At 63.4% G+C, this 18608-nt stretch carries 14 protein-coding genes; 10 read left to right on the top strand and 4 right to left on the bottom strand.

The features are described 5' to 3' along the window. On the top strand, positions 1–196 hold a 196-nt coding region (locus tag KF791_20350), incomplete at its 5' end, for a hypothetical protein (protein MBX3734935.1). A gap of 210 nt (positions 197–406) precedes the next feature. Here KF791_20350 and KF791_20345 read toward each other — a convergent pair. Beyond that, complete coding sequence (locus KF791_20345) at positions 407–2728, bottom strand: immunoglobulin domain-containing protein (GenBank protein MBX3734934.1); 2322 nt, start codon at positions 2726–2728, stop codon at positions 407–409. 850 nt (positions 2729–3578) lie between these two features. Here KF791_20345 and KF791_20340 point away from each other — a divergent pair. Further along, positions 3579–6737, top strand: a complete 3159-nt coding sequence (locus KF791_20340) for an AMP-binding protein (protein ID MBX3734933.1) — start codon at positions 3579–3581, stop codon at positions 6735–6737. Between the two features lie 43 nt (positions 6738–6780). Here the strand turns inward: KF791_20340 and KF791_20335 are convergent, their stop codons facing one another. From KF791_20335 to KF791_20325, 3 genes are all read right to left on the bottom strand, one after another. After that, positions 6781–7101 carry a hypothetical protein gene (locus KF791_20335; GenBank protein MBX3734932.1) on the bottom strand — a complete coding sequence of 107 codons (321 nt, stop codon included), beginning with the start codon at positions 7099–7101 and terminating at the stop codon, positions 6781–6783. A 468-nt stretch (positions 7102–7569) separates the two neighbouring features. Continuing rightward, positions 7570–8697 carry an exo-alpha-sialidase gene (locus KF791_20330; GenBank protein MBX3734931.1) on the bottom strand — a complete coding sequence of 376 codons (1128 nt, stop codon included), beginning with the start codon at positions 8695–8697 and terminating at the stop codon, positions 7570–7572. Between the two features lie 260 nt (positions 8698–8957). Further along, the gene (locus KF791_20325; GenBank protein ID MBX3734930.1) at positions 8958–9281 is read right to left on the bottom strand and encodes a multidrug efflux SMR transporter; all 324 of its coding nucleotides are present in this window, start codon (positions 9279–9281) and stop codon (positions 8958–8960) included. Between the two features lie 742 nt (positions 9282–10023). Here KF791_20325 and KF791_20320 point away from each other — a divergent pair. The 8 genes from KF791_20320 to KF791_20285 are packed head-to-tail and all read left to right on the top strand — an operon-like array spanning position 10024 to position 18173. Next, a complete protein-coding gene (locus tag KF791_20320) occupies positions 10024–11985 on the top strand; it encodes a chemotaxis protein CheA (protein ID MBX3734929.1) in 1962 nt (653 codons plus the stop codon). A gap of 27 nt (positions 11986–12012) precedes the next feature. Beyond that, entirely contained in the window at positions 12013–12543 is a 531-nt protein-coding gene (locus KF791_20315; protein MBX3734928.1) for a purine-binding chemotaxis protein CheW, read from the top strand. After that, the gene (locus KF791_20310; protein MBX3734927.1) at positions 12540–14162 is read left to right on the top strand and encodes an MCP four helix bundle domain-containing protein; all 1623 of its coding nucleotides are present in this window, start codon (positions 12540–12542) and stop codon (positions 14160–14162) included. The genes KF791_20315 and KF791_20310 overlap by 4 nt, the downstream gene beginning before the upstream one ends. A 29-nt stretch (positions 14163–14191) precedes the next feature. Next, complete coding sequence (locus tag KF791_20305; GenBank protein ID MBX3734926.1) at positions 14192–15037, top strand: protein-glutamate O-methyltransferase CheR; 846 nt, start codon at positions 14192–14194, stop codon at positions 15035–15037. Further along, positions 15034–16095 (top strand): chemotaxis response regulator protein-glutamate methylesterase, encoded by a 1062-nt coding sequence (locus KF791_20300; protein MBX3734925.1) that lies wholly within the window; start codon positions 15034–15036, stop codon positions 16093–16095. Before KF791_20305 ends, KF791_20300 begins: the two co-directional genes overlap by 4 nt. After that, positions 16092–16589, top strand: coding sequence for a chemotaxis protein CheX (locus tag KF791_20295; GenBank protein MBX3734924.1), 498 nt, complete (start codon positions 16092–16094; stop codon positions 16587–16589). The genes KF791_20300 and KF791_20295 overlap by 4 nt, the downstream gene beginning before the upstream one ends. Continuing rightward, the gene (locus KF791_20290; protein MBX3734923.1) at positions 16586–16978 is read left to right on the top strand and encodes a response regulator; all 393 of its coding nucleotides are present in this window, start codon (positions 16586–16588) and stop codon (positions 16976–16978) included. Before KF791_20295 ends, KF791_20290 begins: the two co-directional genes overlap by 4 nt. Continuing rightward, positions 16971–18173 carry a response regulator gene (locus KF791_20285; GenBank protein ID MBX3734922.1) on the top strand — a complete coding sequence of 401 codons (1203 nt, stop codon included), beginning with the start codon at positions 16971–16973 and terminating at the stop codon, positions 18171–18173. Before KF791_20290 ends, KF791_20285 begins: the two co-directional genes overlap by 8 nt. Positions 18174–18608 lie beyond the last annotated feature (435 nt).

The raw sequence follows: 18608 nt of genomic DNA, 5'->3' as shown, positions 1-18608 counted from the left end.
GGCCAGCGGACAAGAACGCGAATTCTATATCGCTAGACATTCCGACAACCTCCACCAGAAGGGTTTGAAGCTCTTCGCCGTCCATGCGTCGCAGTCTATGAATCGCTATATTAAGCACGATGACGAGTTGAGCCCTGCGGTCGAAGGCAGTTTGGGCGAATCCAAAGCTTCCGGCGATAAACGCACCTATGATTAGGAATATGGCTTCCTTCATTTTGTCTTTATCGTCGGAGTTCTTCTGCTTGGTGGCATACTAGGACTCTGGAGATCTATCATTCCAATTATCGTCGCCTCGATTGAAAGCGGAGGCATCTGCTTCAACGACAAACACCACAAATTTCCAGTGCCAATGATTTGGGGCAAACCAGATCAAGATTCCAATGAATCCTTATATCAATTAAACAAATCACTCAACAGTGGCACGAAAGAACCGTCGCGGCTCAACAATCAAAGCAGGAAGCAGGCTCAGTCGGCCATCCGCCGGCATGTCATTGGTAACCGCCGGCCTCCATGTTCGAAGATCGTTTGATGTCTCGATGATGACGCGCAGCCCGGTTGGCCCGGACAGCAGAAGTCCAAATGAATTCTCAGCCGCGAGCGTGATGTTCCAGGATAGTGAACCCCCGGCTAGTGATGCCAACACAACACGGCTGGCCACAACACCGAGAGAATTGCTAACCACTACCTGAATCTCATTGGTTTTCTTGTTTGGAACAAATGGTAGCGTTAAAATGGGATTCGTAGCTCCCGGAATGGTAGAGCCGTTCATCTGCCATTGGAAAGTAAGCGGTGGCTGCCCAACAGCGAACACACCAAGCTCGTGTCCACTCCTGCCTACAGGTTGCATAAGAATAATAGGCGCACCACGCGATTGGATTGAATCAGAGAAATTCGGATTTGGAAGCGTCGCGGGGTCAGGAATATTACCCTCAAACGCAGGAAGCAAACCATGTGGACCATTCGTTTCACCCAGTAACCGGCCCAGATTGACTTGGAACTCGGGGCGTTCGGCAACGGTGATCAAGCCTGACAGCGAGGCTTTAAGATCAATCAACCCTTGACGAAACCGCTCCTCAGAATCTTCGTCCTCCCGGTCGACATTGAATAACCGAGTGAGGCCGGCCGGCCGACTCCGAATAATTCCGGCGCCTTGAACGTAGGAATCAATAGCCGTTTCAAGTGCCGTGATTGCCGGCACGACTTCCCCGGAATTGGCCATGGTAAGAAGCTGCGGATAGCCTGCCATAAGCTTCTCCACCGTCAAGGAATCGGATCTCTTGAGATCAGCCAGATCAGATAGCTGTGTTGAGAGATTCCAGCTATAGGTGGTCCGGATAAAATATTCGGCGAGGCAAAGCACTGCACGCACGAGTTGAATGTCACCCTGGTCAACAATTACATCATCTAATAGTGACTCATTCTTGGTTACCATGATGGCAAGGTCAGCATCTGCCGCTTGGCTGAGATTGGTTAGAGCTCCTTGTAATTCAAGGAGGAGGTTGGTGCGCGCAAAGGCAATTACTTCGGCGGAATCGGTGCCGACCGGCGCGATCAGATTCCCGTCTTTGTCGCGCGACGGCCCAGCGTCCCAATGGTACAAATTTCGCTTGGCCTTGGCTACCCCGAGGCGGTCGAGAAGATCATTGGCAGATCGGTGGTTTACAATGTCGGCGATACGCGAGGCTGCAAAAAAGATATTTCCTGCTTCGTGATCAGGATCCACCTGCAAGGCGGTCAGAAATGTCGTCGTTGCGGCAGTCAGGCCTGGGTTTGTCCTTTGAGCGAGCGCCGCGCGGCCGCTCATTACAAGTCGATCGGCAATCTCACTACTAATCGTGGGAGGCTTTAAGGTTAGGATCGCCGGCAAAGTGACGGCCGCGGGCCCCACAACTCCCGCCACTACGCAACGATAGGAAACAGCATCAGTTGGCTCCAGGTCGTTGAGTCTCAGGAAAAAATTCGTCGCGCCGTTGATGTTGCTGCCACCCTTCTGCCACTGATACCTGAACGGCGGTGATCCCGAGACCCCCACCGTAAAGATCGCTGAACCTCCTCGAGTAGCAGTCTGCTGCTGCGGCTGCACAACTATCTCGGCGGGATTCAACTGCGCGTAGACTCGAAGCCGCACTGAAGGACTGTAGACCAAGCGACCGACCGTTGGATGATACGCCCTGGCTTGATACACTCCAGCGGCTGCGAATGTGGCTTTTGATACCACGATCTTCGGGTGCTTGGAATCGGAAAGCTGCGAGCCGTTATGAAACCAGGTGATCTCAGATGGCATGCCTTCAGTCGCCAAAACGAGGTCGAGTTGGACGTCAGTATTCACTGGTACCGAACCTGGCGGGGATTGGTCCAGTCTAAACCCTTCGACAACTCTAACGTGAACCGGCGCCGACTCCACTGGCGTGTTACCGGCGATCACCTCTACTGAGTAGCTGCCGCTGTCCGCAGTTTGGACGTGCGAAAGAAAGAAAGTTCTCTCTGTCGCTCCCGTCAAGAACACCCCATCTTTGCGCCAGAGAAAGGCTGTCGAATGGCCGTTGTGAATTGCTCGCAGGGAGAGACCCTCACCTTCGACTACTTTCACGATACCGCCTTCCGAGGCAGGTATCGATGGTGAGATGGACACTGTAGTGAGCGGATCCTGGGCGTTTCCGAAAACCCCCATGAGAGAGGTACCCACCAAGAAAAGCGTATTTGGCAGATCTTTAAAGTAAGCCTTCATTAATTTATGGAGGGAAGACCGATGAAATTAATATCCCAATGTCTGGAGGCGTCGCTTAACCTAAGGCCATTGACGATGTTCGATAAGGTGGCTTTCGCCAGACACACTGGTGTTCCCTCACCATCTGTCCAACGTGCACCAAAAACCACGAGAGTGCCATCGCGCAACGGTTGGGCACTTTCACACTCTAGAAATGTGCATTCGCCATACGCGGATTTTATCCTCAGCCGACGAAACGTAATGCCGCGGGTTACTTTGCGAACGTCCGTCGCCAATGAGAGTTTCCTCAGCCACTCCGCTGTGGCATCGCGAGCTTGGAGCTCTACAGTCACCCCTTCCCAAACAAGGGACGATTTGAAGCCAAATCGAAGAAAACCGTGCTTGTCATTCTCCGTGAACACGCGATCAATCTTCAGGACCGCGGACGTATCGCCTTGAGATGAACGAACTGGAACGACAATTCCTCTAGTTGCAGGAGAAGAAGCTGAAGGCACTTGATTTCCGGAAACTTGTCCTTGTGTCTGTAGAACCAGTCTGCAGAGGAAAATTGCTACAACAGCTGAAGCATATGAACGGCGGCCAACACACTGAAGGTTCGACTTGACGTCGATCGGGAGTGGCTTTCGAATACCTGCGGGGTTCTGGGAGGTTGATTCGGCCATTCTGGATTTTGCAGGATAGTCCTTCGAGACCGCTCTTGTTGAACCAGTGATCCCAGATCAGTCAAGACTCGATTTGGACCACCCGTCGGTCCGGGACGTCCTCATCCACATCGAACCGTCCCTCCCATCCGAACCGTGATGATGCGTGGAGTCCTCCCCTGGCCGCCCAATCCCCCGAAAGCACCGCCATGTCCCTGACGCTTCCCGCCCTGCTTGATGGTGAGGCTGCCGGGCGGCCGGAGGCGACGTTTCTCGTGGACGCCGCAAGCGGCCGCGAAACGAGCTTTGCCGGCGTCCGACAGGACGCGCAGCAACTTGCAACCTGGATGTACCGGGCAGGGGCGCGCCGTGGAGACCGGATCCTCATCGCCGTTGAGGAGCCTCAGGCCGTGGTTCGTCTGCTCCTCGGGGCGTGGAGTGGCGGGCTGGTTCCGGTGCCGCTCGATCCACGCGGCGGCGCCGGATTCCACGGTCATGTCCGTGCCCTCACGGAGGCCCCGCTCCACATCATCTCTCCGTCTCTCCTCCCCGATTGGATCGCCGGAACCTCCGGAGCACGGGTCGTCACCACCGACCAGATTCCGGAAGCATCCCATGAAGCTTCCGTGGCCCGCCCAAGTTCGGGATACCCCTTCCCCGATGATGACGCGCTGTTGATCTTCACCTCCGGCAGCACCGGAACACCGCGGGGTGTCCTGCTGACCCACGCCGGTTTGGTGGCCTCGGCGGCAAACGGCCGAAATGCGCATGACTTGAGACCGGAGGATCGCAGCCTTTGCGTGCTGCCGTGGCACCACCTGAATGCCATCACCATCACCCTCCTGCCGACCCTCTGTTCCGGCGGATCCGTGGTCCTCTGTCCGGGGTTTCGGCTCGAGCGCTTCTGGCAATGGATGAGCGAGTTTGGCTGCACCTGGTCGGCCCTCGTGCCCGCAATCGTCGCCCAGTTGATGGACTGGCAGGACCCGCAGGCTCCGGATCCGCAGCGCGGCAGCGCCGCGATCCGCTTCCTCCGGTCATCCTCGGCGCCGCTCCGGCCGGCACTCCAGCAGTCCTTCGAAGAACGGTTTGGAATCCCGCTGATCCAGGCCATGGGATCCACCGAGGCCGGAGGCGTGATCTTGTCCCAGCCCATGCCGCCGGAGACGCGCCGCCTCGGATCGCCCGGACGTGCCGTCGGCTTCGAAATGCGGATCGTCCGCGGGGAATGCCCGAATGCCGAACCCGACGAACCCGGCGCGTTGTTGATCCGTGGTCCCAGTGTCATGCGCGGCTACTTCCGCGATCCGCAGGCCACGGCGGAGGTTCTGGACGCGGAGGGCTGGCTGGACACCGGGGACCTCGCCTGGCGCGATGCCGATGGGTTCATCCACATTGCCGGACGCAGCCGCGACCTGATCATCAAGGGTGGCATCAACATCGCGCCGCCGGCCGTTGACGAAGCCCTTCAATCCCATCCCGACGTTGCGGAAGTCGCGGCCGTCGGCGTACCCGACCCGCACTGGGGCGAGGACATTGTGGCCTTCGTCAGATTGCGGGCTGGAGCGACGACCGACTCCGGGTCCCTGAGAACGCACTGCGCCCGCCTCATCGGGGAACTGCGGACCCCGTCGCTGATCCTTGCGGTGGACGACTTGCCCCGCACCGCAACCGGCAAGGTTCAACGAAGCCGGCTGGCGGACCATTTCAGGGAGCGGCTCGCTCAAGCGAGGGCGACGGACCCGACCCGTGCGCCCGCCCGCCCCGGGGACTCAGTGGAGCCGTTCCTGGCGCGGGCGTGGGAGGACGCAATCGGCCGGAGACCGGAGAATCCGGAGGACAACTTCTTTGCGTTCGGGGGCCATTCCCTCCCGGCTCAGCAGGTCATCCACCGGATCCACCGCGGACTGGGAGTCGTCCTCACGTTGGCCGAGTTCTTGAGGCATCCCACGCTCCGTGGCCAATCGGCACTGATCCGAACACGCCTGGATGTCTCCACCGTTTCTTCGGGTTCTTCCGTGGCTTCCGCTCGTGGCGAAACCGAAGTCGCGCTGACTCCCATGCAGGAGGGGATCTGGATCCACAGTCAGACGATGGCCAACCCGGTGGCCTATCACGAGGCGGAAGCGGTTCGGCTTCTTGGCGCCCTGGACCCCGGTGTGCTTCGGCACGCACTCGTCGCCGTGGTTCGTCGCCACGCGGCGTTGAGGACGGTGATTCGCTTCGGCGGGCAGGGTCCGGTGCAGTTGGCGTTGGACGACTGGACGCCAGCGCTTGGAGTTCATTCGCTGCGCGGCGTCGCGCTGAACCGGCGCGATGCCGCCGCGGCCGCACTTCTGGATGCCGCCATTCGCGCTCCGTTCGACCTGGAGACGACGCCCGGGATCCGGGCCCTGCTGATCCAGCACAGTGACGAGGATTCGGTCCTGCTCCTGGTCCTCCACCATCTGATCTGTGACCGGACTTCCATCGGAATTCTGACCGGTGAACTCTCCGCTGCGTACCGGGCCATCCTCGGGGGAACGGTGCCGGCGTATGGTTCTCCGACCCGCTCATTCCTCGAATGGGCCTCGGGGTGGCGCACTGCGGAAGCACAAGTGCGAACGGAATCCGACTCCCAACACTGGGCGCGCCTCCTGCAGGGCGTGGCGGAGGTGCCTGATCTTCCCACGGATTGCGAGCGCCCGTCGAAGTTCACCGGGGAAGCGGACCGGCTGACGGGAACCCTTGGCCCCGGGCGCTACGGGCGCCTGCGGTCGTTCGCCCAGAACCAGTGTGTCAGTCCCTTCACCGTGCTTCTGGCCGTGTGGGGGCTCCAACTCGCGGGACTCTCTGGATGCCGGGATCTTTGCATCGGAGTGCCCGTCTCCGGGCGGGAGCGTCCGGAGACGGAGTCGCTCTTCGGGGTGGTTGCGGGGCTGGTGCCCTTCCGTTTGAAACTGGATCCGGCCGCGGCGATTCCCACATTCATTCAACGGGTTCATCGCGACCTCCTGAACGCCATGGATCATGCCCAGGGGTCGCTGGCGCGGATCGTGGCACTTCGAGGGGCGCGCCAGGATCCATCCCGCTGTGGACTGGTTCCGTTTTCGGTCAACTGGAAGCCGAAATCTTCACGGCTCCGCTCCCTGGATCTCGACGGTGTCCGGACGCGAGAGGTTCCGTTGCCCGCCGTGGCGACCAAATTCGAGTTCCTGCATTCCTGGAGCGACCTCGGACAGGATCTGGAACTCGAGGCCGACTTCTATGCGGCATTGTATTCCCGCGCCACCGAGGCCCGTTGGCTGGCGGGATTCCTGGGTGCCCTGGATCGCGTGACGGAACCTGGCGGCGACGGACTCCGCTGCGACACGCTGCTCCCCGGATGAACGCGGCACACGCACCATCGCATCACCGGCCGACACCGGATCATTACCGCCGCCCCGGCGCCCGTGGTCCGACGGTGCCCAGGTCAATCTGCCGGTAGCCCAGGGCGAACGCGGGCGAGTCCCTCCTGAGCCCGAGTTCCGGTCGCTCCGGGTCCACGAGCAGCGGGTCGGCGATGACCGAATGCGGGTCCTGCCCACGCGCCCGCCAGGCGGACCACGGTGCTCCGGCGAACGAGTACCGGGTGGCATCCGCACCATTCCGGGTGTCGAACCAAACGTTCCGATCGCTCCAGAACTGGTTGGTGGTGCCGCTCCAATTGCCGGCGAGCAACGTCCCGGACCGGGCGATAATGACGTTGTTCACGTTGGCACGGCAGGGCGTCAGCTCGTAACCCCAGTTCCAGCCGACCGAAATGCCGGTGTGGAACAGGTCGGCGATGAGGTTGTGGGCAACATGGTTCGTGCCGGTTGGACGCGGCCGTCCAGCCGGTCAGGCGAATGCCACCGGACAAGACCGCCCTGCCGGGAGATCGCGCCTGCAGCGTGAGACCCGAATCGCCAGGGGTGATTCGGAGCGGCTCCGCGAGCTCAAAGCGCCCGTCGCCGAATACGACGATCACCGGCTCGGCCGGGTTTGCTGCCTTCAATCTTCGGGCGGCATCCAAAGCGGCGCCCACCGATGCCAGGGGACTCCCGGGGTTGCCATCGCCGGAATCGCTGCCGTCCACAGCGACCCGGACGGTGGCCGCGGTCAGAGACGAAACGAGGAGCAGCGGCAGCAGGAGTCGCATGGGCCTCCGACGCCGGAACCGCCTCCCAGTACTCGAAGGCGTCACCGCGTTTCCTCCACCCAGTCCATCGAGAACTGCGCGAACTGGATCGTCCGGTAGTCGTCCGCCTCAAAGAGAACCCCAACGGCCCCGTCCGCCAACCGCGCGGGCACACTGTAGGCGAAGCCGCCCGGCCAGAATTCCCGCTTCACCGGCCACGTCTCGCCGTCGTCGGTGCTCAGCCAGACGGTCCCGTGGGCGCGTTGTGTGCTGTCCGGCCCGGTGTGTAGCAACCGGCCGCGTCCCGCCGGCCCGTCAAACGAGTAGCGGAGCAGTCCGGCCATGCAGCTCGGATCGGTCAAATCCGGCAGTTCGACGACGGGCGACCAGGTTCGACCCCCGTCGCGGCTGACCGACGTCTTGCGCACCCTGGCGCCCCCGAACTGCCGGGAATCCAACCGCACGCTGCCGTCACTCAATTCCGCCATCTGCACTTCGTTGATCCAGCTCCGCCCGTCCGGCTGGAGGGCGTTCGGCACATCCTCGCCATAGGCCCACGACCGGCCGGCGTCGTCGGAGTAGACCGCATAGTTCTGCCAGGAACCGTAGGGGCCCTCGTTGAACGGAATGATCAGCCGCCCGCGATGCGGTCCCCGCGTGAGCTGGATGCCGATCCCCGGACCGCTCGCCACTGTGGTCGCCCGCACCGGCCTTTTGGTCGTGGCGGTGACATCGCGCGGAGCGCTCCAGGTCACACCGTCGTCGTCCGAGGTCGTCAGGAAGTTGCGGTAGATGTCCGGGCCCGAGAGTCCGGTCGCAATTCCCGGGTCGTTCTCCCGCAGATGCGATGGAATCCGCTGATACCACAGAAACACCCGGCCTCCCTCCCGCTCCTGCACCACCGTGGGATTATTGAGCGAGTGGGCGCCGTCGTTGTGAAGCACCTGGAGCGCCGACCAGGTCCGGCCGCCGTCGGTGCTCCGCTTGAACACGATGTCATTCTCGGCCTGGTCCTGCGGCCGCTGCCGGCCCTCGGCGAAGGCCAGCACGGTGCCATCCCGGGTCACCAGAACCGCGGGGATACGGATGGAGGCGTAGCCCTCGGTCCCCGACGTGAAGACCGTCGCGAAACGGGGTTCAGCGGCGGAGACGGCCAGCGCGCCAGCGAGCAGCAGAGGGATCCGATTCATGATGGGATTCGGACGCGACGCCTTGGCCAAACCATCACGGAATCCGGTCCAGATGCCGAGTGCGCAACAACAGTCACTTTCCCCCGGGAAACGCTCCCTCGGTGCCGATACCGGCCAGTCCTTCGCCATTCCCGGGAGTTCAGAGGGACAGGTCCATTGGCCGCGCACATTGGCCGCGCATTGGCCAAATGCGTCTCCCGCAGCGAGGGGAAGGTCCGTCCGGCGGAGTGGCTCGGCCTCCGGCGGTGTCCAGTGCGCCTTCAATGCGCCATCTTCAAAGTGGCGACCCCGGCAATGATCAGTCCGATCCCCGACAGGCGGGTCCAGCCGGTTGGATCCCCGTAGACGGCGATGCCAACCAAAAAGGTCCCGGCGGCACCGACGCCCGTCCAAACGGCGTAGGCTGTTCCCATGGGGATGCCCTTCTGCGCCATCCAGAGGAACCCCCCGCTGAGAGCCATGCATCCCACCGCAATGGCAATGCCGGGGACCATGCGTCCGGGCGCCTGCGCGAGCTTGAGCCCCACAGGCCAGCCGATTTCAAACAGCCCGGCGACCAACAGACAGATCCACGCAGCGTTCATGAAGGGTGCCGCGGAGTTCACCGCCCCACGGCGACCGGCGCAATGCCGATGTCATGCGCTGACGCCGGTGGCGCATCCCAGTTGTTTTGCGGACCAAGAGCGGAGCGAGTTCAGAGTGACAGGTCCATTGACCCCACGTCTCCGGACGCTCTACACCCCGCATCGGCTGACAGGCCGCGGCGGATCCATCCTGCTACTGCATCCAGAGAGAGTGCGGTGTTCTGGAAATGAACCTCCGGCACCGAGTCCCCTCAAGACCTACCGACGCGAGCCAGGATCATGGCTCGTGGTCGCTTCCGGGAAATCGGGCCAGCGCGGGAAGCGCGGTGCTGCTCCACGGGCCCGGGATCGGGGAGCCAACCGGGTCTTGTCGGGTGCCAGCCCAACACCCGGACTCGCCCCGCCGCAGCCCGCCGATTCCATTCGATTCCGCTCCTCCACATCGGGCAGGCTGTCCCGACCAATGGCGGGGAGTGAACACGACGCAGCCATCCTGGCCAGGGCGGCTGAGATTCTGGGCCAATTGGGCGTCGAGTTGGCGTTTGTCGAACCGGATCACGACACGGGGTTGCTGCCGATCAACAGCTTCGTCATGGATCTGGAGGAATTCATCCATCCGGTTGCGCCGCCCGAGGTGGCCTCGGGGATCTCCGTCGCACGCGCCTGGCTCGACCAGATCCTTGATGGCCCGGGCCACTTCAACGCCGATTCCATTCACCTCTTCAACGAATGGCATTCCTGGATGAGTACCGCCCTGGGGGCGTGGGGGCGTGGTTCAACGCTTCCACCACCACCCGTCTCGTGGGGTTCAAGCCGGGGAAAGGCGGCCTCAGCGACGTTGGTCAAAACGGGCGCGGTTCCGGCAGGGAGCCAGCGTCCGGCGACCGGCGTCGTCTCGGCCGCGGCCCCCGCCCGGGAGTCCGCCGAGGAGGAGCCGGCAATTCGCCTCAACCTCACCGACGATCTTGAGCTGCTGCGGGAGTTTCACACCGAATCGCTGGAGCTGCTTCAGAACATCGAGCGGGGAGTGCTGTTGCTGGAGGACAACCCAGCGGATGCCAATACCATCAATTCCATTTTTCGCGCCTTCCACACCTTCAAGGGCGGTGCCGGCTTCCTGCATCTCGGCGCGCTGCGGGATCTCGCCCACGAGCTGGAGTCGCTCCTCGATGCGGCTCGGCGTTCGGATCTCAACATCACGTCCGAAATCATTGACGTGATTCTCGCCGGTGGGGATGCGCTCAGGCAGTTCACCCACGAGATTGGTGCCCAACTCCAGGGCACCGAGGCAGGCACCCCCATCGTGGTTCCCACCCGCCAGATCCTCCGGAGGACTCGAGCCGCACTTCGCGGTGAACCGGACCCAGCCGGCAGTTCCGCATCGGCTGCGCCGCAGCCCGCGGTCGTTCCGCAGCTGCCGGTCACCGGTTTGTCTGCCTCGGGTCCCGTCGCCACCGGGACGCCTCCGGCCGCGGTTGCGCCGCGTTCCGCTGCGGATGGTGGACGTCGGGGAGCGGCGGCGGATGGCGCCGCCGGTTTCATCAAACTGGACACCCGAAAACTCGACACCCTGGTGGATCTAGTGGGCGAGCTGGTCATCGCGCAGTCCATGGTGATTCAAGACCCCGAAGTGCAGCGGCTGCCCAGCCGCCAGCTCGCGCGCTGTCTGCGCCAGCTCGGACGGATCACCACGGAGTTGCAGCGCAATGCAATGTCGCTGCGGCTCGTGCCGATCCGGGCCACGTTCCAGAAGCTGACCCGCCTCGTCCGCGACCTGGCGGCTCAACAGCAAAAGGAGCTTCAGCTGGTGCTGGAGGGCGAGGAGACGGAGGTGGACCGCAACATCGTGGAGGAACTCGGTGACCCGCTGGTCCACATGATCCGCAACGCGGCCGATCACGGCATCGAACCCCCCGCCACGCGCGTCGCCGCGGGCAAACCGGCCCTGGGAACGATCCGGCTCAGCGCCGCCCACCAGCGGGGCGGCATTGTCATCCAGATCGCCGACGATGGCCGAGGGCTCGATCAGGAACGCATCCTGGCCAAGGCGCGGGAGCGGGGGCTGGTCCCAGCCAACGCGACCCCCACGGAGGCGGAGATCTTTTCGCTCATCTTTGCGCCGGGCTTTTCCACGGCCGATTCCGTGACGGACCTTTCCGGCCGGGGCGTGGGCATGGATGTCGTTCGCCGGAACCTGGAAACCCTGCGCGGCAAGATCGAAATACATTCCGTCCCCGGCCAGGGCACCACCTTTACCATCGTGCTGCCTCTGACGCTCGCCATCATTGACGGGCTCCTCGTCGGGGTTGGTGACGAGCGCTACATCATTCCCACCCTCTCCGTGCGGGAGTCGTTTCGTCCGCGTCCGGGCATGGTCACGACGATTCATGAGCGCGGCGAAGTGGTCAGCGTGCGGGGCCGGTTGACGCCCCTCCTGAGGCTCGGAGGCTATCTCGGCACGCCGGCTCGCGCACTGGACCCGACCGACGGAATCGTGGTGGTCGTCGAATCCGGCGCCGCTGCCCGGGGACTCCTCGTTGATGAACTGGTTGGCAAACAGGAGGTGGTCATCAAGAATCTCGGATCGGCGTTCCAAAACCAAAGCCTGCTCGCGGGCGCTGCAATTCTAGGGGATGGCCGCGTCGGGCTCATCCTCGATGTGGATACCCTGGTCAGGAGCCGGGCACCGATCCACGCCGCCTGATTCACCCCGATTCCGAACTGTGACTCCATGACCCCCGCCGCATCGCCCCCGCTCCCCGGTGAAGCCGGTCCCGGCCGCTACCTCACATTTGCGCTGGGCTGCGAGTCCTATGGATTGCCCGTGCTCAGCGTGCGGGAAATCATCCGACTGTGTCCCATCACTCCGGTTCCCCAAATGCCGGCACGCATCCGGGGCGTCATCAACCTCCGCGGCAAGGTCATTCCGATTCTCGATCTGCGGGCCAAGTTCAAGCTCGCCGGCGGGACGTATGGTGATCGGGCGTGCATCATCGTCCTTCAGTTTGGCGCCGTGCCGGCCGGGCTGACGCTCGTGGGCGCCATCGTGGATGCCGTGGAGGAGGTCGTCCTGCTGACGGCGGCGGAATTGGAGCCAGCTCCGGATTTCGGAGGCTCTCCCGACAACCAGTACATTTCCGGCATGGCCAAGGTCCATGGCGGCGTCAAGACGCTGCTCAATCTGGAGAGGATTTTTCTGGAGGAGGGTCCCGTGTTGCTTCCTCCGACCGCAGCCTCGAATTCCGAATCCCCAACGACATGAACTCCTGGACCATCTCACGCCGGATTAGCCTCGGCTTTACCGCGGTGCTGGTAATCACCCTCCTGCTGGGCGCGTTTGCCCTCTGGCGATTGCACGGCCTCCGCCAGAATCTGACCGTCCTCTCGGACAACTCGCTTCCCAGCGTGCTGATCCTGAATGAGGTCTCCTTCGAGTCGCGGGAGAATCTCCTCCTCGCCCAGCAGTTCCTGCTGGCGGACACCGAGGACCAGCGGCTGAAGCTCGAACAGGCGATCGCGGGCAACCGGGCCCGTGTTGATGAGCTGTTTCGACGCTATGAGGAACTCCTTTCGGACGGGGAGGATCGCCGCCTGTTTGAGGAGGCCAGGCGAACCCGCACCGCCTTCGCCACCGCCCGCACCCGACTCCTCGAGCTCGTTCGCCTGAGCAAGATTGAGGAGTCCCGGAAGTGGCTTTCAGAGGTGGTCCTCCCGGCCTATGAGGCCTCGATTGAGGCGTTGCAGGCCGACGTCAATTATAACAACAAGCTGGGCACAGCCGCGGGTCTCGATGGCAGGCAGCAGGCGGAATCCGGCGTTCGTCTGATCCTCCTCGGCCTGATCCTCGCCCTGGCGGGCAACGCGCTGATGGCCTCGCAGGTTGTGCGGGCCACCAACCGCGTCCTGCGGGATCTGGCGGCGAAACTGGACGCGGGTGCCGTCCAAACCGCCGCCGCTGCACACCAGGTTTCGGCCTCGAGCCAGACCCTTTCCTCGGGCGCGAGCGAGCAGGCAGCTTCCGTGGAGGAAACCAGCGCCTCCCTCGAGGAGATGTCGACCATGATCCGCGTGACCGCGGAAAATGCGCAGAAGGCCAAGGCGTTGGCCGGCGAGGCGCGCTCGGTGGCGGAGGCCGGCTCCCAAACGATGGTCGAAATGAATCAGGCGATGGCCGCCATCGACACTTCCAGCGCCGAGGTGGCCAAGATTGTGAAGAACATTGATGAGATCGCCTTCCAGACGAACATTCTCGCCCTGAACGCCGCCGTGGAAGCCGCGCGGGCGGGCGAGGCGGGTGCCGGGTTCGCCGTCGTGGCGGATGAGGTCCGCTCGCTGGCGCAACGCAGTGCCGCAGCGGCGAAGGAAACGGCGGACAAGATTGACGCGGCGATTGCCAGCAGTCGGCAAGGGTCCCGGAGCTGCGCCAAAGTGGGGGATTCGCTCACGCAGATTGCGGAAAAGGTGTCGGCGACCGATTCCCTCGTCGCGGAAATCGCCACGGCGGCCCGCGAACAGGCCCAGGGCATCGAACAGATCAACATCGCCATCAACCAGATGGACAGCGTCACCCAGAGCAATTCCGCCAGTGCCGAGGAGAGCGCCAGCGCGGCGGAGCAGCTCAATGCCCAAGCCGGTTCGCTGAAGGACATGGTCGGGCAGCTTCGCCAGCTGGTCGGCGGGATCACCTCGACCCCCGGCCCGGCAGCGCCCGTAGCCGAGACCTCACACTATACGCTGTCCAGCGGTCCGGCGGCATCCGTCCCACGACCGCGGTCTCGCGGGGCAAAGCCATTGGCGGGTGGCGGACGCAAGTTCATCCCGATGCCTGGCGATTCGACCGGGCGCGGGGGCGGAGAAGATGACAACTTCCGCAGCTTTTAGGCGGACTTCGAGATGCCGGACCCGCCCGAATGCATGCCACCTTCAAGGCCACGTTGTCCGCTGGAGCGTATCGTACACTCGTGGCCCTGGTGTACCAACACAGCCGGATCCGGCTCGGCCCGGACAAGCAGCCCCTGCTGGCGAATCGGCTGCGGAGCCGGTTGCGTGCGCTCGGAATGGACTCGTTCGACGAGTACTGCGCCTTCGTGGAGTCGGCGGGCGGCGGCGACGAGATCGGGCAGTTGGTGGATCTCATTTCCACCAATCACACCCGGTTTTTCCGGGAGCCCGAACATTTCACCTATCTGGCCCAGCGGATCCTCCCGGAGTGGATCCCGCGCCTTGCCGCCGAGAAGGCGCCGCTCCGGGTCTGGTCGGCGGCGGCGGCGTCCGGTGAGGAGGCGTACACCCTGGCCCTGGTCCTCGCCGAATACTTTCGCCTGAATCCCCCCGCCGCCGACTGGCGGGTCGAGGCGTCCGACATTTCCCGGCGCATGTTGACCGCGGCAGAGCTGGGCATCTACCGGATGAATGCCGAACCTCCTGTGACCGGGGAGATCTTGAAGCGCTATTTTCAGAAGGGTGTCGGCGTGCGCGTCGGGAGCTGCCGGATTCGGCCGGAGCTGAAACAACACGTCCGCTTCCAGCGCATCAACCTGTTCCAGCCCGACTATCCGGTGCAGCGCCCGCAGCACGTGATCTTCTGCCGAAACGTGATGATCTATTTTGATCCACCGTCGCGCGGAATCCTGGTGCAAAAGCTCACCCGGCAACTGGCCTCCGGCGGGTACCTGTTCGTCGGGCATTCGGAAAGCCTGATGGGTCTCCACCATGAGCTCGAGTCGATTCGCCAAGGTGTCTACCGCAAACCATGAGCACGCCTCGCAGGATTCGCGTCTTGGTGGTGGATGACTCCGCCCTGGCCCGGCGGGCCATCCGCGCGGCGCTCGGACAGGATGCCGGGATCGAGGTCGTCGGCGTTGCCGCGGACGCCTATGTCGCGCGCGAGAAGATACTCTCGCTCGAACCCGACGTCCTCACGCTCGACTTGGAAATGCCCCGGATGGATGGGCTTACTTTTCTCAAAATCCTTCAGATGCACCATCCGATACCGGTGGTGGTGATCAGTTCCCTGACCCCACAGGGATCGGCCAAGGCCATGGAAGCCCTGGCGGCCGGGGCGGTGGACGTTCTGGCCAAACCCAACGGGGACGAGACCCTTGGGGAGCTGGCCCACCGCCTCGCATACCACGTCAGGGCGGCTGCCAGCGCCCGCCTTCGAGTTTGTCGCGCGGAGCCCGGAGGCACCCCGCCGCCCGCCCCGCAGGCAATTGCGTCGGGCGAATTTTCCTCACGCCGCCTCATCGTGATCGGCGCCTCGACGGGCGGAGTCGAGGCCCTGCGCTTTCTACTGCCGCAGCTGCCCGACCGGCTGCCGCCGATTGCGGTGGTTCAGCACATTCCGCCGAATTTTTCCCGAGTGATGGCCGAGCATCTGAATGGACTGTGCCCGTTTGAGGTGCGCGAGGCTGCCAATGACGATGAACTGCGCCCGGGCCTCTGTCTGGTGGCGCCCGGCGATTTTCACCTGGCATTGGTGCCCTCGAGCCGTGGCTACCGCGCGCGATTGACGCAGTCACCGCCGGTGCATCATTGCCGTCCGGCAGTGGATGTCCTGTTCCGTTCCGCGGCCGATCATGCCGGGGCGCAGGCGGTGGCGGTCCTGCTGACGGGCATGGGGGTGGACGGTGCCCGGGGCATGCAGGCGCTGCGCGTTGCCGGGGCGCGCACCCTCGCGGAGCATGAGGACAGCTGTGTGGTCTACGGCATGCCGCAGGCGGCCATCAAGATGGGCGTGGTGGATCACGTCGTGCCCCTGCCGGAAATGGCCCGGGCGCTGTTGCAGGCCCTCGCTCAACCGGTCCGTGCATGAGCGCCGCATCCAATGTCCCCGACCTGCGCGGCATCAGCAGCCGGGCATTGGTCGAAGTCCTTGAGGCTCTGGTATCGCTTTCGGCAATGGAGGTGCGCCGGGCCGTTGGGACTGCTGGCGGCGTCGCAGGGCCCGGGTTCGGCGCCACGGTGGCAATGTGCGGGGAGCGGATCTCCGGCGAGGTGCACCTCGACCTCCCGGAATCGTTTGCCCGCGAGGCAAGCGCCCGCCTCCTGGGCCCTTTCGACGCCACGTCCGCGGACGCAACCCAACTTATGGATTTCGCCGGAGAACTCGCCAACATGGTCGCCGGCCGCATGGCTGCCTCCTTGGATGCCGCCGGCTTCCCGTGCCGGCTCGGCACCCCGGTCGTCGGGTGCGGCCCCGGTCGCCGCGGGTCGTCAGAACTCGATGCCGGGGGAACCCAAACGGATTGGATCTGTGAGGGACATCGGCTCACGCTGGAGGTCCGATGCATCCTGAGGCCATCATGACCCCCAAAATCCTCAGCGTGGACGACAGCAAGACCATCCGCCTGCTGGTGGCCCGGCTGTTTCGTCCGTTCAAGTGCGAGGTGTGCGAAGCGGAGAACGGGGCGCAGGGTCTGGCCGCGGCGGCGCGGGAACGGCCGGACCTCATCCTGCTCGACTACAACATGCCGATCATGGACGGGATCACCATGCTGCGACAGTTGCGCGCGGACGATGTGTTGCGTCGAATCCCCGTCATCATGCTCACGGCCGAGACGGGTTGCGACAACATGGCCACCGTCGCCCGTCTGGGCGTTCGGGACTACGTCACCAAGCCGTTCCGCGAGGAACAGTTGCTGGCCAAGGTGGGACGAATCATCACCCTGACGCCGCGTGCCGGCACAGATGCCTGAGTGCGCAGTCGCTCCCAAACATTTTTTTGTGAACCCCGACTTTCCATCGCGTGCCCCATCGAGGGCCACGCCTCCGTCTGGAACAGCAGCCGACGATGTCAGCACCAGCGCTCTTCACCGGGCCGCCGTGCTGGTGGTTGATGACAGCCGCACCATGCGGCTGGCACTGATCCGCGCCCTCAATGCCATCGGATTCAGAAACGTTACCGAGGCCGTCAACGGGCGACAGGCAATCGACCTGGTTCTCGAGCGGCCTTTCGACTTGATGCTGCTCGACATGGAAATGCCGGAGATGAACGGCATGGAAGTGCTCGTCGCGGTCAAGAACAACCACCATTTGAGCGGACTGCCGATCATCGTGATCTCGGGCGCCGAGCAGATCGAGAACGCCGTCAATTGCATTGAACTGGGCGCGGAGGACTATCTGCCGAAACCCTTCAATCCCACCTTGCTGCGCGCCCGCGTCACATCGTCCATAGAGAAAAAGCGCCTCCGGGACCTCGACCGACTGCGCGTGGTTCAGCTGCAGACGGAGAAAGACCTGCTCGAGATTGAGCGGGATAAGTCCGAGCGGCTGCTCCTGAACATCCTGCCCAAGGCCATTGCCGAACGGCTCAAGCTCGGGGAGCCCACGATTGCGAACGGGCACCCGACCGTAACGGTGATGTTCGCGGACCTGGTCGGATTTACCGCGCTCTCCCGCCGCACAGCTCCCGCCGATTTGGTGAAGGTTCTCAACGGCATTTTTACCGCCTTCGATCTGCTGGTGGAGAGGCATCGTCTCGAGAAGATCAAGACAATCGGCGACAGCTACATGCTCGCCGGGGGGATTCCCGTGTCCCGCGAGGACCATGCCCAGGCGGTGGCTGATGCGGCATTGGAGATGATTGACGCCCTGGACCGGCTCAACGCGGCCAACGGCACCGATCTCAAGATTCGCGTGGGAATGAACACCGGCCCGATCGTCGCCGGGGTAATCGGCAAGCGGAAGTTCACGTATGATCTTTGGGGCGACACCGTGAATGTGGCGAGCCGAATGGAATCATCCGGTGTACCCGGGGCCGTGCATGTTTCCGAGAGCACGTACCAGGTCCTGAAGGAGGACTTCATCTTCGAGGAGCGGGGACTTACTGAATGCAAGGGAATCGGGCCGGTCCTCACCTATTTCCTCAGGCGACGCCGGTCCGCGGTGTGAAGCGCCGACGGTGCCTAGACCTGATGCGTTTCACGCTCGCTGCCGCGACGACCTGCAAGTTTGTCTCGCGGCGCCGGCCTCACATTCCTCGCCGGACAGTCTGATTTGGAGTGGGTGCGCTGGCTGGGGAGAAATCGTGGAGAGGTCAATTCGGGAGGGTGGAGTGACGGAGCGGCTCAGAGTGACAGGTCCCATGTCTGGACGGCTGATCCCGGCATTTTGACGGAGCCGCAACGTCCGGTCAGATCCAACGTTGGGGTGCAACTACAGAGTGACCAGCCGAAAGTGCTTGCGAGTTTCGCGACCGAGTTGGGCTTGGGCGACCCCCACAGGGCGCCGCCAGAAGGGATCAGAGCCGGTCAGGGCGGCTGGCTCGCCTGCGTCCGCGCAGATTTCCTCCGGGAGGGGGAGATGCGGAACAGGGATTGGGGCCGA

This window comes from Verrucomicrobiia bacterium (assembly GCA_019634635.1).
In the GTDB taxonomy this organism is placed as follows: Bacteria; Verrucomicrobiota; Verrucomicrobiia; order Limisphaerales; family UBA9464; genus UBA9464.
This window is presented reverse-complemented; position numbering and strand designations above follow the sequence as displayed.

Bases quoted from the DNA above. Each gene is read 5' to 3' on its own strand.
- KF791_20345 (MBX3734934.1), bottom strand. From the start codon at position 2,728: ATGAAGGCTTACTTTAAAGATCTGCCAAATACGCTTTTCTTGGTGGGT.
- KF791_20340 (MBX3734933.1), top strand. From the start codon at position 3,579: ATGTCCCTGACGCTTCCCGCCCTGCTTGATGGTGAGGCTGCCGGGCGG.
- KF791_20330 (MBX3734931.1), bottom strand. From the start codon at position 8,697: ATGAATCGGATCCCTCTGCTGCTCGCTGGCGCGCTGGCCGTCTCCGCC.
- KF791_20325 (MBX3734930.1), bottom strand. From the start codon at position 9,281: ATGAACGCTGCGTGGATCTGTCTGTTGGTCGCCGGGCTGTTTGAAATC.
- KF791_20320 (MBX3734929.1), top strand. From the start codon at position 10,024: ATGAGTACCGCCCTGGGGGCGTGGGGGCGTGGTTCAACGCTTCCACCA.
- KF791_20315 (MBX3734928.1), top strand. From the start codon at position 12,013: ATGACCCCCGCCGCATCGCCCCCGCTCCCCGGTGAAGCCGGTCCCGGC.
- KF791_20310 (MBX3734927.1), top strand. From the start codon at position 12,540: ATGAACTCCTGGACCATCTCACGCCGGATTAGCCTCGGCTTTACCGCG.
- KF791_20305 (MBX3734926.1), top strand. From the start codon at position 14,192: ATGCATGCCACCTTCAAGGCCACGTTGTCCGCTGGAGCGTATCGTACA.
- KF791_20300 (MBX3734925.1), top strand. From the start codon at position 15,034: ATGAGCACGCCTCGCAGGATTCGCGTCTTGGTGGTGGATGACTCCGCC.
- KF791_20295 (MBX3734924.1), top strand. From the start codon at position 16,092: ATGAGCGCCGCATCCAATGTCCCCGACCTGCGCGGCATCAGCAGCCGG.
- KF791_20290 (MBX3734923.1), top strand. From the start codon at position 16,586: ATGACCCCCAAAATCCTCAGCGTGGACGACAGCAAGACCATCCGCCTG.
- KF791_20285 (MBX3734922.1), top strand. From the start codon at position 16,971: ATGCCTGAGTGCGCAGTCGCTCCCAAACATTTTTTTGTGAACCCCGAC.